The organism is Bradyrhizobium xenonodulans (assembly GCF_027594865.1).
GTDB classification, from domain to species: Bacteria; Pseudomonadota; Alphaproteobacteria; order Rhizobiales; family Xanthobacteraceae; genus Bradyrhizobium; species Bradyrhizobium xenonodulans.
On sequence record NZ_CP089391.1, the window covers coordinates 3,213,880 to 3,227,396 of the forward strand.

General features: G+C 64.5%; 13 protein-coding genes. 6 read left to right on the forward strand and 7 right to left on the reverse strand.

Annotated features, from left to right (window positions below):
• Window positions 1–506 precede the first annotated feature (506 nt).
• From I3J27_RS14775 to I3J27_RS14785, 3 genes are all read left to right on the forward strand, one after another.
• Window positions 507–1,070, forward strand: a complete 564-nt coding sequence (locus I3J27_RS14775; RefSeq protein ID WP_270170426.1) for a MarR family winged helix-turn-helix transcriptional regulator — start codon at window positions 507–509, stop codon at window positions 1,068–1,070.
• A 168-nt stretch (window positions 1,071–1,238) separates the two neighbouring features.
• Window positions 1,239–1,913 carry a response regulator transcription factor gene (locus I3J27_RS14780; RefSeq protein ID WP_270170428.1) on the forward strand — a complete coding sequence of 225 codons (675 nt, stop codon included), beginning with the start codon at window positions 1,239–1,241 and terminating at the stop codon, window positions 1,911–1,913.
• Window positions 1,914–1,980: 67 nt separating this feature from the next.
• A complete protein-coding gene (locus I3J27_RS14785) occupies window positions 1,981–3,270 on the forward strand; it encodes a sensor histidine kinase (RefSeq protein WP_370691980.1) in 1,290 nt (429 codons plus the stop codon).
• A 15-nt stretch (window positions 3,271–3,285) separates the two neighbouring features.
• On the opposite strand, the gene I3J27_RS14790 is transcribed toward I3J27_RS14785, so the two are convergent.
• The 6 genes from I3J27_RS14790 to I3J27_RS14815 form a co-directional block, all read right to left on the reverse strand.
• Window positions 3,286–4,575, reverse strand: coding sequence for a M20/M25/M40 family metallo-hydrolase (locus I3J27_RS14790; RefSeq protein ID WP_270170432.1), 1,290 nt, complete (start codon window positions 4,573–4,575; stop codon window positions 3,286–3,288).
• A gap of 118 nt (window positions 4,576–4,693) precedes the next feature.
• Entirely contained in the window at window positions 4,694–6,349 is a 1,656-nt protein-coding gene (locus tag I3J27_RS14795) for a TRAP transporter large permease (RefSeq protein ID WP_270170434.1), read from the reverse strand.
• Window positions 6,350–6,375: 26 nt separating this feature from the next.
• Entirely contained in the window at window positions 6,376–6,957 is a 582-nt protein-coding gene (locus I3J27_RS14800; protein WP_270170435.1) for a TRAP transporter small permease subunit, read from the reverse strand.
• 172 nt (window positions 6,958–7,129) lie between these two features.
• Complete coding sequence (moaA, locus tag I3J27_RS14805) at window positions 7,130–8,164, reverse strand: GTP 3',8-cyclase MoaA (RefSeq protein WP_270170437.1); 1,035 nt, start codon at window positions 8,162–8,164, stop codon at window positions 7,130–7,132.
• 120 nt (window positions 8,165–8,284) lie between these two features.
• On the reverse strand, window positions 8,285–8,761 hold the full coding sequence (locus tag I3J27_RS14810; RefSeq protein ID WP_270170439.1) for a hypothetical protein: 477 nt from the start codon (window positions 8,759–8,761) through the stop codon (window positions 8,285–8,287).
• Between the two features lie 154 nt (window positions 8,762–8,915).
• The gene (locus I3J27_RS14815; RefSeq protein ID WP_270170441.1) at window positions 8,916–9,605 is read right to left on the reverse strand and encodes an HAD-IA family hydrolase; all 690 of its coding nucleotides are present in this window, start codon (window positions 9,603–9,605) and stop codon (window positions 8,916–8,918) included.
• 163 nt (window positions 9,606–9,768) lie between these two features.
• Between I3J27_RS14815 and rpiA the strand changes: the two genes are divergently transcribed.
• The 3 genes from rpiA to gor are packed head-to-tail and all read left to right on the forward strand — an operon-like array spanning window position 9,769 to window position 12,442.
• On the forward strand, window positions 9,769–10,482 hold the full coding sequence (gene rpiA, locus I3J27_RS14820; protein WP_270170443.1) for a ribose-5-phosphate isomerase RpiA: 714 nt from the start codon (window positions 9,769–9,771) through the stop codon (window positions 10,480–10,482).
• A gap of 2 nt (window positions 10,483–10,484) precedes the next feature.
• Window positions 10,485–10,997 (forward strand): DUF2059 domain-containing protein, encoded by a 513-nt coding sequence (locus I3J27_RS14825; protein WP_270170445.1) that lies wholly within the window; start codon window positions 10,485–10,487, stop codon window positions 10,995–10,997.
• Window positions 10,998–11,053: 56 nt separating this feature from the next.
• Window positions 11,054–12,442, forward strand: a complete 1,389-nt coding sequence (gor, locus tag I3J27_RS14830; protein WP_270170447.1) for a glutathione-disulfide reductase — start codon at window positions 11,054–11,056, stop codon at window positions 12,440–12,442.
• A gap of 13 nt (window positions 12,443–12,455) precedes the next feature.
• Here the strand turns inward: gor and I3J27_RS14835 are convergent, their stop codons facing one another.
• Window positions 12,456–13,463 (reverse strand): alpha/beta fold hydrolase, encoded by a 1,008-nt coding sequence (locus tag I3J27_RS14835; RefSeq protein WP_270170452.1) that lies wholly within the window; start codon window positions 13,461–13,463, stop codon window positions 12,456–12,458.
• Window positions 13,464–13,517 lie beyond the last annotated feature (54 nt).

The window sequence follows — 13,517 nt, forward strand, 5'->3', positions numbered from 1 at the left end:
GTCCCCCACCAGATGATAGTCGGGCTTGATCGGCAACTCGCGAGCAATCGCTGAAGCATAGTCGGCTGTGACTTCGCCGCCGGTCCTGTCTTCTCCACTCAGTGCCGATGCCCAAAGCTGCATCGGGATTTTCATGTTGTTGAGTCCGTCCCGGTCGATGAGTGGCCACGGCTTACACGAACCTGACAAGCGTGCTCCTGGCTTCTCGCCCGCGCGTCAGCGGTGCGACTGCAGCGGCCATCGATGTCGTTCCAGCGCGCGAGGCTTGCTGTCACTTCAACGCTCACGTGATGCGTAGTTCTTCGGTGTTCCTTTTTCGGAACGGTCAGGTTATCGGAATCCGGCAATCGGGCTGAAGCCGCGGCGTGTCATCACGCCGGTCACGCTTCACGGTACGGTATACCGGACTCAACCAGTCCCGACGGGAATGCAGCATTCACCGAACACGGCGGCTCCTGATCGTTGATCGCGATGTCAGGGCGACCGTTTCCCGTGGGACTTCTGAAATGAGACTGGCAATTGAAATTCTACGACTCCTGGTGCAATCGGCCGACAGCTGGCTTTTTGAAGGGAGCCTTGCGGGACTGAGCGATCGGGAGTGGATGGCCTTGCGCTTTCTCGCCCGCGCAAACAGGTTTTCGCGGACGCCGACAGCGCTCGCCAGCTTTCTGGGGACGACTCGCGGCGTCGCATCGCAGATCGCCGCCGTGCTCGAGAGCAAGGGGTTGATGGTTCGCAAGCCATCAGCAGAGGACAAGCGTTCGATTGCGCTCTGCATCACGGGTGAAGGCGAGAGGTTCCTCGAGCGCGACCCGATCAATACGCTGCGGGATCAGCTCGTGGCGCTTGAGCTCCCCGATCGATCTCAGCTGCGCGATACGCTTCGCCGCGTCCTCGATGGGCTCGATGTTGCCAGGCGCCGTCACAACGCCGACGTCTGCGGCCGATGCATGTTCCTGATCGAGAGCGGAGAGGGGAAGGATCGTCACTTCAAGTGCCGGCTGTTCCGGAAATCCATAGCTCCAAAGGACACGACCATGCTTTGCGCCTATTTCGAGGCACGAGGCTAGCTAGCTGCTACAACCCCGCCTTTGGCGGGCGCATCTGTTGCCTTACAAGAACCTGACAGGCGACTGGTTCGGCCGACGCTTTTTTGCTGGCCGAGGCGGTCCGAATGCTGGAAAAGAGCGAAGATGCGGCGCGAGCCGTGCGTGATTTGAGTAGCCCGCGGACATGCAATGCGCCTTCTGATCGTCGAGGACAATGCCGAGCTGTCGCGGCTCGTTGCCGGCGGGCTGGCGGCGGCCGGCTATGAGAGCGACATCGTCGGCAGCGCAGCCGAGGCACGCGAGGCGGTCAGCAGTGTCAATTATGCTGCGATGATCCTCGACCTCGGCCTGCCCGATGGCGATGGCCTGTCGGTGCTGCGCGAGTTGCGGCGGCAGATGGAGCCGCTGCCGGTCCTGGTGCTGACCGCGCGCGGCGGCTTGCAGGACCGCGTCAGCGGGCTGCGCAGCGGCGCCGACGACTATCTGGCAAAACCGTTCGCGATGGAGGAGCTGGTGGCGCGGCTGGAGGCGATCCTGCGCCGGCCGGGCCAGTTGCTCGGCCGCTCGCTGCGGCTCGCCAACCTCGTCTACGACACCGAAAGCCGCCAGATCTTCGTCGACGACCAGCCGCGGATCATTTCCGCGCGAGAGACGTCCGTGCTGGAAATCCTGCTGCGGCGGCAGGGGCGGGTGGTGCCGAAGAAGAACGTCGAGGACCACATCTTCGGGCTCGAATGCGAGGTCGCCTCCAACGCGGTCGAGGTCTATGTCTCGCGGCTGCGCAAGCAGCTCACCGAGCACGGCGCCAAGGTCGTGATCCACACCATCCGCGGCGTCGGCTATCTCATGGCCGAGGAGAAATAGCGTGGCTGCGGCCGGGATCTACGCGAGATCGCCGACGTTCAAATCGCTGATCTGGCGCATCGTGTTCATGCACATCGTGGCGGTCGCGGTGGTCGCGATCTTCCTGCCGCTGGTGCTGTTCTGGCTGCTCAATTCGGAAGTCGACCAGCTGCACCGCGACGCCATGCGCGCGCAGGCCGAGGTGCTGGCCGAGCGCATCGTCGCGCAGCCGGACGGGCTGTTGACGTTCAATCTGCCGGACAGTCTTCGTGGTCTCTACTCGGAAGCCTACGGCCGGTATCTGTATGATATTCGCGATGCCGACGGCCGTTTGCTGTTTTCGTCCCGCCGCAAGACCGGCGCGGCGGTCCAGGCGCCGCCGCTGTCGGAGACGATTTCCGGTGCGGGCGTCACCCGCGTCATCGACGGCAAGACCGTGCGCATCCGCGTGGCCGAGGATCTCGCGCACCGCGACGTCATCATCGACGACATCATTTCGAACTTCTTCCGGCGGGTGGGGTGGATCACCATCCCGATCCTGCTGGTCCTGCTCGCCGCCGACATCATCATCTTCCGCCGCGCCATCGCGCCGCTATGGAAGGCGTCCGAAGAGGCAAGCAATATCGGCCCGGCACGCACGCACATCCGCCTGCCGACCGAACAGATCCCGCGCGAGATCATGCCGCTCGTCACCGCCGTCAACCAGGCGCTCGACCGCCTCGAGGACGGCTTTCGGGTGCAGCGGCAGTTCACAGCGGATGCCGCGCATCAATTGCGCACGCCGCTCACGATCCTGCGTACCCGGATCGAGACGCTCGGCGATGACGCGGCAAAGCAGGCGCTGCATGACGACATCGAAGCCATGAGCCGCATCGTCGTCCAGTTGCTGGAGATCGCCGAGCTCGACACGTTGGTGATCGATCCCGGTGAGACCGCGGATCTGCGCGCCGTCTGCGCCGAGGTGGTCGGCGCGATCGCGCCGTTCGCGATCACGCAGCACAAGGACATCGCGCTGAAGGGCACCGACACGCCGGTGCTGATCCACGGCAATGCCGTGATGCTCCAGCGGGCGATCTTCAACCTCGCGGAAAACGCCATCAAGTTCACCGCGAAGGAGACATCGGTGGATGTCGAGGTGAGCGAAGACGGCGCGGTGCGCGTGCGCGATTGCGGGCCCGGCATCGCGGATGCCGAGCGCGAGCTGATCTTCCAGCGCTTCTGGCGCGCCGACCGCCAGCGCAGCGACGGCGCGGGCCTCGGACTCTCGATCGTGCGCGCCGTCGCGGACGATCACGCGGCAACGGTCGCGGTGGAAAATCTTCCGGGTGGCGGCGCGGAATTCCTACTGCGGTTCAGATTGGCGGAGCAGGCCGTTTGAAACAGCGAGCCGCCGCTATTTCAGCTTGCCGGTCGACAGATCCATGATCATGCGTGTGGCGAGGTAAAGACGCGGCACGATGCTGTCGAGCTTCACATACTCGGCATCGTTGGAGTGCGCGCCGAAGCCGGACAGGCCCATGCCTTCGACCACGGCGCCGCTGGTCTTGAGCGCGGCGAACGCGGCGTCGGTGCCGCCGCCGGTCGCCTTCTCGTCGACCTTGAGGGACAGTCCGATCTCCCCGTAGATCGTCTTGCCGTAGGCGGCGACGCGGCGCGAGGCCTCGTTGGCCTCCAGCGGCGGGCGACGCACCTCGAACTTCAGGTCGACCTTGGAGTCGGGCAGCAGGCGATTCTTGATCTTGTCCTGAAGCGTCTTCTCCAACTCGTCGAAATCGGACACCTTGAGCGCACGCGCATCGGCCTGGGCCGTGGCTTCGGCTGGGATCACGTTGCGGTTGGTGCCGGCCTTGGAAACGGTCCAGTTCAGCTTCAGGCCCTGCTCGGGCTTGGACAGGTCCTTCATCTGAAGCACTTGGTGCGACAGCTCGTACAGCGCATTGATGCCGCCCTCGGGCCGGGCGCCCGCATGCGACGACTTGCCATGCACCATGAGATAGGCCGAGCCGATGCCGCTGGTGGCGAGGCGCAGCGTGCCGTCGGTGCCGCCGCCCTCGAACGAGAACACGACGTCCTGATCCGCGGCGAATTTGGTGATGGTGCTGCGCCAGCCCGGCGAGGAGATTTCCTCGTCGCCATTGGTGAGCACGGTGAGCGTGCCGTAATCCTTGAAGCCCAGCTTCTGCAGCACCGCCACGGTGTGGAGAATGAGTGCGACGCCCTGCTTGTCGTCGGCGATGCCGAGGCCGTAGGCCTTGTCGCCGTCGATGCGGAACGGCTGGTCCTTCAGCATGCCCTTCAGGTACACCGTGTCCATGTGGGCGATCAGCATGATCTTGCTGCTGCCACCGCCCTTGAAGACGGCGTGCACGGCCGGCCCGATCTTTTCGGGCGTGTCGTCGAGGCGATAGATGTCGGTGGGTTGCAGGATCTCTACCGCACCGCCGAGCTGCTTGAGCTGGCCGGCCACACGCTCGGCGATCCGGTTCAGGCCGTCGACGTCCTTGCTGCCGGATTCGATGTTCACGAGATCGCGCAGCGTGTCGAGTAGCGGCTGCTGCTCCTTTTGTGCCAGCGCGTGCAAATCGGCGACAGGCTCGGCCTGCGCGACGGTGGCGGCACATGCCAGCCAGAGTGAGGCGATCAACCGGCCAATGAGCGATGAAGCAGGGTGCAATCGGGGCATGAGCGGCCATCCATGGGCTGAGGACAGCCCGGTATGCCCGCGTTTCCCGTGCTTGTCACGCGCGCCGTCGCGCGTCATGCGCCGCTTGCGCGGAGCACGACGGCGGGTGTCGTCCTCGCTACTTCTGCGGCGGACCGAAATCGAGCGGCGGCAGCTCGATCTGCGGCACCTCGATCTTGATGGTGCTCGGGTCGATGTTCGACTGCACGCCCTTGTAGTGCATGACCATCGACGGGAACGCGATCACGAGCCCGACCATGATCATCTGGATCACGACGAATGGCACCGCACCCCAATAGATCTGGCCCGTGGTGACGGGATCCATCCGCTTTCCGGTGACGCGATCGGTGTATCGCTCCTTCGGCGCGACTGATCGGAGATAGAACAACGCGAAGCCGAACGGCGGATGCATGAACGAGGTCTGCATGTTGACGCCGAGAATGACGCCGAACCAGATCAGGTCGATGCCGAGGTGCTCGGCGGCAGGTCCGAGCAGCGGGATCACGATGAAGGCCAGCTCGAAGAAGTCGAGGAAGAAGGCCAGCACGAAAACGAACACGTTGACGAAGATCAGGAAGCCAACCTGGCCGCCGGGCAGGGAGGTGAGCAGGTGCTCGACCCAGACGTGCCCGTTGACGCCGTAGAAGGTGAGCGAGAACACGCGGGCGCCGACCAGGATGAACACGACGAAGGCCGACAGCTTGGCAGTCGATTCCGTGGCCTGCCGGATCAGGTCCCAGCTCAGCCGCCGCTTCGCGGCGCCGAGGATGAGGGCGCCGGCGGCGCCCATCGCGCCGCCTTCGGTCGGGGTCGCAATGCCGATGAAGATCGTGCCCAGCACCAGGAAGATCAGAAACAGCGGCGGCACCATGACGAAGGTGGTCTGCTGCGCCATCTTCGAGAGGAAACGGAAGCCGGTGAGCTTGGCGATGACCCAGTTCAGCACCGCGACGGCGAAGGCGAAGATGATGCCGCAGAACATGCTGAGCACGACGTAATCGGCGCCATGCACGGTCGAATTGCGCATCATGAGCCAGCCGAACGCGCAGCTCGCGAGGAACAGCACACCGAGCGAGACGAGGCCCCGATCGCCATTTTCCTCGCGGAAGCCGATGGCTTCCTTCGGCAGGCCCGGCGTGGCCTTCGGGAAGATCATGCTGACGAGGAAGGCGTAGGAGGCGTAGAGGCCGGCGAGCACGAGGCCCGGGATGAAGGCACCCTCGTACATGTCGCCGACGGACTTGCCGAGCTGGTCGGCCATCACGATCAGAACGAGCGAGGGCGGAATGATCTGCGCGAGCGTACCGGACGCGGCGATGACGCCGGCTGCCACGCGGCGGTCGTAGCCATAGCGCAACATGATGGGCAGCGAAATCAGCCCCATCGAGATCACGGACGCTGCGACCACGCCCGTCGTCGCGGCCAGCAGCGCGCCGACGAAGATCACGGCATAGGCGAGCCCGCCGCGGATGGTACCGAACAGCTGCCCGATGGTGTCGAGCAGATCCTCGGCCATGCCCGACCGCTCCAGCACCAGCCCCATGAAGGTGAAGAAGGGAATGGCGAGCAGCGTGTCGTTGTTCATCACGCCGTAGACGCGCTCCGGAAGAGCCTGGAGGAAGTCCGGGTGGAATTGGCCGAGCTGGACGCCGATGATGGCATAGAACAGGCCGACGGCGCCGAGCGAGAATGCCGCGGGATAGCCGAGCAGCAGCACGACGACCAGCGACGCGAACATGATGGGCGCCATATTGGCGATGATAAACGCGGTCATGATTTCCCCTAAACCGTCGCCAACGGCTACTTCTTCTCGATCGCTTCGACGAGGTGCTCGACTTCCGCCTCCAGCGCCGACACTTGCGATTCATGGGGATCCGGCATCAAGCCGCGCGTCACCGCAATCCGCTTGATCAGTTCGGAGATGCCTTGAACGAGCAGCAAAGCGAACCCGATCATGATGAGCGCCTTGGCGGGCCATTGCGGCAGGCCGCCGGCATTGCCGGATTGCTCGTTGATGTGGAACGAGCGCTGGAAGAACGGCACGCCGGTGACGATCATGACGATGCACAGCGGAATGAGGAAGAACAGGTGACCGATCACGTCGATCACGTTGCGGACCGTCTTCGGCAGCGCGTTGTTCACGATGTCGATGCGGATGTGCTCGTTGTCGAGCAGTGTCCAGGGCGCGCACAGCAGGAACACGATGCTGAACAGCACCCATTGCAGCTCGAGCCACGAATTGGAGGACGTGTCGAAGGTCTTGCGGACGATCGCATTGACCGCCGAGATGATGACGGCGGCCACGATCAGCCACGCCAGGCGTTTGCCCGTCCAGCGCGTGAACGCGTCAATCCTGCTGCTCAGCTTAAGGAGCGCTTGCAACGATAGGTCCTCCCCCGATTGTGCCCCGGCCGTCTTGACTGCGCCGATCTGGGCGCGTGGCTTGTCTCGCCGCGCAGGCATGAGGCAGGCGCACCAAACCAGCGAGCGTGCCGCCAGTCAATCGGAAGTTTGTTGATAGTTAAGGGGAATAAGGCCGCAGCGCGCCTGAATCCTAGCCGCCCGTGACGCTCATATGCCTGGAGACGCTGGGGCGGTCGTGGCGGCGGTCGATGATGAAATCGTGGCCCTTGGGTTTCAGCCCGATAGCGCGGTCGATTGCATCCGCAAGCAGCATGTCGTCGTCCGACGCACGCAGAGGTTTGCGCAAATCGGAGGCATCCTCGTGGCCGAGGCAGGTGTGCAGCGTCCCCGTGCAGGTGATGCGCACCCGGTTGCAGGATTCACAGAAATTATGGGTCATCGGCGTGATGAAGCCGAGCTTGCCGCCGGTCTCGGCGACGCTGACATAGCGCGCCGGGCCGCCGGTGCTCTCGGCCAGGTCCGTCAACGTGAATTGCTGGGCGAGGCGCGCGCGCACCAGCGACAGCGGCAGATACTGGTCGATGCGGCCTGAGCCGATTTCGCCCATCGGCATCACCTCGATCAGCGTCAGGCCCATGCCCTTGCCGTGGGCCCAGCGCATCAGCGAAGGCAGCTCGTCCTCGTTGAGGTTTTTGAGCGCCACCGCGTTGATCTTCACGTAAAGCCCCGCGGCGCGCGCGGCTTCGATGCCCTCCAGCACCTTGTCGATCTCGCCCCAGCGGGTGATCTCGCGAAACTTCCTGGGATCGAGCGTGTCGAGCGAGACGTTGATGCGGCGGACGCCGCAATCGGCGAGTTCGCTGGCATGCTTCGCAAGCTGGGTGCCATTGGTGGTCAGCGTCAGCTCGTTGAGCGCGCCGCTGGACAGATGCCGCGACAGCGAGCGCACCAGCGTCATCACGTTGCGGCGGACCAAGGGCTCGCCGCCGGTGAGGCGCAGCTTCTTCACGCCCTTGGCGATGAAGGCCGAGCAGAGCCGGTCGAGCTCTTCCAGCGTCAGCAGGTCCGCCTTGGGCAGGAACGTCATGTCTTCCGACATGCAGTAGAAGCAGCGCAAATCGCAGCGGTCGGTGACGGACACGCGCAAATACGAGATGGTCCGCCCGAACGGATCGGTCATCGCGCTCGACAGCGCGGAGCGGGGGCTCGCGGAAGGTCCGTTCATACCAAATGCCTTGTCACTTACGGCGACGGGCGCACCTTTGCTTCAACGGTGCTCTGGAAGCAATCTAAGCATCGCGCAGGCAGAGGACAATCGGGTGGTATACGTAAGTCAGCGCCTGGATCAGCGCTTTCCCGCGTTCGGATCGGGGAACGCCGAGCCCGCAGCAGGTGCAGCATCGGCGGGGGCCGCGGCAGGCGCGGCTGCGACCGGCCTCGGCTTCTTCGGCCGGTGCGGTTTCCTCACCGGCTTGGGCGGGACAGCCGGCTGGAGTTCCGCGAACACCGGATTCGGGTCGGTGGTCACCGAGGCGGATGTGACGAGATCGCCGGGAGTCTTGATCACGTTCACCGGCACGCTCGCCGGCTGGTATTTTGGCAGCGCGAAGGCAACCGTGAACGGCGCGTCGGGCGCGGGAACCGAGACGGAGCAGGGGGTCTTGCAACCCTGACCGAGCGAGGTCGTGGCGTCAGCACCGGGGGGATTGGATTCGAGCCGGACCTGGACGGTCGGCGGCGCCGATTTGAACATGTCCCAAGACATTGAGGAGCAGCCCCCAAGGCTCGCTCCCGCTAACGCAATCGCGATGACACGACGCATGACTATCCACTTCTACTGCGACGAACCGCCACATCCCCGCCCGGACCATAGGAGCGTCGTTTGGGGCAGGCAACCGGCGCGCCGCGCATAGATAATAGATGGTTAACGCGGGGTTCCGCAGGATACCCTAGCCAAGTCAGTGGTTTGCGACGGATCAGGCCGTCATCAAGCTGTGGGCTGCGGCCGGCAGATCACGCATGTGATGGATCAGACGGTCCGGCTTCAGCTCGGCGATCGGCACGTCCGTATAGCCGAAGCTGACCCCAATCACGGGCACCCCGGCGCGGCGGGCGACCCCGACATCGGTTCCGGCATCGCCGACCATGATGCTGGCTTTGACCTCTCCGCCAGCGCGGGACACCGTCTCGCGGAAGATGGTGGGGTCCGGCTTCTGGACGCCAAACGTGTCCGCGCCACAGATCGCCGCGAAGCGGCGGGTCAGGTCGAGCTGGTCCAGAAGGCGCTTGGACAGCCATTCCAGCTTGTTGGTGCAGACCGCCAGCCGGTGGCCCTGGGCCGCAAAATGGTCAAGCGCGGCCTCGAGCCCGTCGAAGGGGCGGGATTCGACCGCGATATGGTCGGCGTAATAGGTGATGAAATCCGCCGTCATCCGGTCCATGTCAGCTGTCGTGACGGTGCGGCCCTCGGCCTCCAGCCCGCGCTCGATCAGCTTGCGGGCGCCGGCGCCGATCATGTTGCGGGCCGAGGCCATCGGCACCGGCGGCAGTCCCTCGCGGTCGAGCACGTAATTCAGCGCGGTGATCAGGTCGGGCGCCGTGTCCACAAGCGTGCCGTCGAGATCGAAGACGAGGGTGTAGGGGGAGGTCTTTTGGGGGGAGGTCATGGTCCCAGCGCTATCGGGCCGGCCGGATCGGCGCAAGGGCCGGAGCCATAAGATCACCTTATAAGATGGTCCCGGAGGCCTGTTCCGGGGCGAAAAACGAGGCTACATAGGCCGCCGCAAGCGGCTATACCGGCGGCACTCTCAATCCAGAGGCGGGCGCATCGTGAACATGGACCAGTTGAAGCGGCAGGCTGCGGCGCGCGCACTCGAGGAGGTGCGGGACGGCATGCAGCTCGGGCTCGGCACCGGCTCGACCGCGAAACATTTCGTCGAGCTGCTCGGCGAGCGCGTCGCGGCCGGGCTCAAGGTGATCGGCGTGCCGACCTCTGAGACGACGCGCCTCGATGCGGAGCGCTGCGGCGTGAAGCTGACCACGCTGGACGAGATCGATCATCTCGACCTGACCGTCGATGGCGCCGACGAGATCGATCCGGAGTTCAATTTGATCAAGGGCGGCGGCGGCGCGCTGCTGCGCGAGAAGATCGTGGCGGCCGCCTCGGATCGCATGATCGTGATTGCCGACGACAGCAAATGGGTGCCGACGCTCGGCAAGTTTCCGCTGCCGGTCGAGGTCATCCCGTTCGGGCTCGGCGCGACGCGCCGTGCGATCGAAACGGCATTTGCCGAATGCGGCGTTTCCGGGCAGATGGCGGTCCGCAAGGCCAAAGACGGCCACGTTTTCGTCACCGATGGTGGCCACTGGATCGTCGATGCCCAACTCGGAAGTATCGTGGATCCTCCCGCTCTCGCCAAGGCGTTGAGCGCGATCCCCGGCGTGGTCGAGCATGGGTTGTTCATCGGCTTGGCCAGCTCGGCCGTTCTGGCGGGCGGCGAGGGAATCCGCGTGATTGAACGGCGCAAGCCGAAAGGAGACTAGGAATGAATAGCGTCTTGAAGTTGCTGCCCGTGGCAGGCCTTGCCTTGGGATTGGCTTTTGGCACGGCCGCGGCACAGCAGGCGGCCGCCCCCAAGGCTTCAGCGGCGGCGATTGCGTCGGCCAAGGAAATCCTGACGTTGAAGAACGCCACCGCGATGTACGCCAAGGCGGTGCCCGGCATGGTCGAGAAGGTCAAGGGCACGCTGATCGGACAGAACCTCAACTACCAGAAGGAGCTCAACGAGCTGGCGCCGGTCGTGGCGCAGCAGCTGGCCGGCCGCGAGAAGGAGATCGGCGACGGCATGGCGCAGGCCTATGCCGCCCAGTTCACCGAGCAGGAGCTCAAGGATCTCGTGACGTTTTACAAGTCGCCGCTGGGGCAGAAGCTGATCGCCGCCGAGCCGCGCGCGATCGAACAGAGCATGGCGGTCATGAACTCGTGGGCGCAGAGTTTCTCCGAAACCGTTGCGAGCGTGTTTCGCACCGAGATGCGCAAGCGTGGCAAGGAAATCTGACAGACACTATCTGATCAGAGATCCGGATCACGCTCTAGGAGAGGTCGGAGTGGACAATGGCTGAATTCGACGTCGACCTCTTTGTCATCGGTGGCGGTTCGGGCGGCGTGCGTGCCGCCCGTATCGCGGCAGGTTACGGCGCCCGCGTGATGATCGCGGAAGAGTACCGCATGGGCGGCACCTGCGTGATCCGCGGCTGCGTGCCGAAGAAGCTGTTCGTGATCGGCTCGCACTTCCGCCACGAGCTCGAGGACGCCGCCGGTTTCGGCTGGACCGTTCCGCCCGCCAGCTTCGACTGGCCGACGCTGATCGCCAACAAGGACAAGGAGATCGCGCGGCTGGAGGCGGCCTACACCGCCAATGTCGAGAAATCGGGCGCGCAGATCGTCAAGAGCCGCGCGGTGATCGAGGACAAGAACACCGTCCGTCTGCTCGAGAACGACCGCAAGATCACGGCGAAATACATCCTGATCGCCACCGGCGGGGCGCCCAACCACGGCGCCTCGATTCCCGGCATCGAGCACGTGATCTCATCCAACGAAGCCTTCCATCTGAAGAAGCTGCCGAAGCGGATCGTGATCCAGGGCGGCGGCTACATCGCGCTGGAATTCGCCGGCATCTTCGCCGGCTTCGGCTCCGACGTCACTGTGATCTATCGCGGCGACAACATCCTTCGCGGCTTCGACGAGGATGTCCGCGCCCACGTCCGCAGCGAGATGGAGAAGCAGGGCATCACCATCCTCACCGGCTGCACGGTGGCCAAGGTCGATCGCCACGGCGAGGAATTCACCACGCATCTGTCGAACGGCTCGAGCCTCGCCTCCGACCAGGTGATGTTCGCGATCGGCCGCCATCCGGCGGTGGCCAATCTCGGCCTGGAGAAGGCCGGCGTCGCCATCAATCCGAAGAACGGCGGCATCGCGGTCGACCATTTCTCGAAGAGCTCGGTCGACAGCATCTACGCGATCGGCGACGTCACCCATCGCTTCAACCTGACGCCGGTCGCGATCCGCGAGGGCCATGCCTTCGCCGACACCGTGTTCGGCAAGCGCGAGGTGCAGGTCGATCACGCCAACATCCCGACGGCCGTGTTCTCGCAGCCGGAGGTCGGCACGGTCGGTTTGACGGAAACCGAGGCGCGCGCGCAATTCAGTCACGTCGACATCTACAAGACGAATTTCCGCCCTATCAAGGCGACGATGTCGGGCCGCGATACCCGCGTGCTGATGAAGCTCGTCGTCGACGGCGCGACTGATCGCGTGCTCGGCTGCCACATCGTCGGCGATGCTGCCGCCGAGATCACCCAGGCGGTCGCGATCGCGGTCAAGATGAAGGCGACCAAGGCTGATTTCGACTCCACCATCGCGCTGCACCCGACCGCCGCCGAGGAACTCGTCACCATGCGCACGCCGACCGCACGCCACGTGCGGCAGGCGGCGGAGTAGGGGCGCAGTGCTTTCAATGCAGCGTTGCCGCCGCGGCCTCGTCGACCGCGGCCATCAGGTCGGCCGTATCCGATTGCTGGATCATGTGGCCTGAGTTCGGGACGCGGCGCATCTTGCTGTGCTTGATTTCATCATGCAGCCGGCCGGACTGCTCGTCGATGTCGATGAGACGATCGTTCTCACCGGCCAGGATGATGACCGGCATGGACAATTCGCCGTACGTCTTCGCAGACTGAATGGCCGCAGGCACCATCAATGCTGCCTCGGCGGCGCCGGCACGCAGCTGCGACGGACGCACGGCCAGTGCTTTCGGGAAGCCATCGAATTTTTGCGGGACGGATCTGGGCCCGAACAGTCGGCGCAGCGTGGCCGGCCACATCAGGCGGCTGAGGATCGGTGAAATCGTGTGGCTGAGGATATCGCCAAACCCCGGTATCGCCGGCCCGGCCATCGCCATCATCGCGTCGGTGCGGGCCGTCGGGAAATAGTATCCCGACGCCAGTATCAGCGCCTCGACCATTGAAGGATGCCTGCTCGCCAGGGCGACCGCCACGGACGCTCCCCAGGAATGTCCGAGCACGATCACCTTGCCGACGCCAAGGTGCGCAAGGGCATCCCTGAAAAGATCGGCTTGGGCCGCAGGCGTCCAAACGACATTTCGGGGCCTCTGGCTGTGGCCGAATCCGGGACGATCGAACACGATCACGCGATAGTCCTTGGCGGCAAGATCGATCAGACCACTGGACTCGAAATCCTGGATCATGCTGCCGTTGCCATGGAGCAGGACCAATGGCCGACCGGATCCCCGCTCGACATAGTGTAGGCGGACGCCGTCGATGTCGATGAATCGTCCTTGTGGCGGGTTATCGCGCTGTGCCTTGTCGGACAGCCGTCGATTGATGGCCGCGGCCGCAACCATCAGGCCGGCCGTCGCGACGATCGCGGAGGCGAGGGGATGTGCCGTCAGAGCACCAAGGGTCCTGGCCGCCGGCGATTGCGAACGTCTTTTCAGGATGCGCATATTGACTTTCGTTGAACGGCGTCAGCTGTTGGATGACGGCAAGGGATGGGCTTC

What these genes read in the sequence shown, in the direction of transcription:
- I3J27_RS14775 (WP_270170426.1), top strand. Translation starts at nt 507, where the DNA reads ATGAGACTGGCAATTGAAATTCTACGACTCCTGGTGCAATCGGCCGAC.
- I3J27_RS14780 (WP_270170428.1), top strand. Translation starts at nt 1,239, where the DNA reads ATGCGCCTTCTGATCGTCGAGGACAATGCCGAGCTGTCGCGGCTCGTT.
- I3J27_RS14785 (WP_370691980.1), top strand. Translation starts at nt 1,981, where the DNA reads ATGCACATCGTGGCGGTCGCGGTGGTCGCGATCTTCCTGCCGCTGGTG.
- I3J27_RS14790 (WP_270170432.1), bottom strand. Translation starts at nt 4,575, where the DNA reads ATGCCCCGATTGCACCCTGCTTCATCGCTCATTGGCCGGTTGATCGCC.
- I3J27_RS14795 (WP_270170434.1), bottom strand. Translation starts at nt 6,349, where the DNA reads ATGACCGCGTTTATCATCGCCAATATGGCGCCCATCATGTTCGCGTCG.
- moaA (WP_270170437.1), bottom strand. Translation starts at nt 8,164, where the DNA reads ATGAACGGACCTTCCGCGAGCCCCCGCTCCGCGCTGTCGAGCGCGATG.
- I3J27_RS14810 (WP_270170439.1), bottom strand. Translation starts at nt 8,761, where the DNA reads ATGCGTCGTGTCATCGCGATTGCGTTAGCGGGAGCGAGCCTTGGGGGC.
- I3J27_RS14815 (WP_270170441.1), bottom strand. Translation starts at nt 9,605, where the DNA reads ATGACCTCCCCCCAAAAGACCTCCCCCTACACCCTCGTCTTCGATCTC.
- I3J27_RS14825 (WP_270170445.1), top strand. Translation starts at nt 10,485, where the DNA reads ATGAATAGCGTCTTGAAGTTGCTGCCCGTGGCAGGCCTTGCCTTGGGA.
- gor (WP_270170447.1), top strand. Translation starts at nt 11,054, where the DNA reads ATGGCTGAATTCGACGTCGACCTCTTTGTCATCGGTGGCGGTTCGGGC.
- I3J27_RS14835 (WP_270170452.1), bottom strand. Translation starts at nt 13,463, where the DNA reads ATGCGCATCCTGAAAAGACGTTCGCAATCGCCGGCGGCCAGGACCCTT.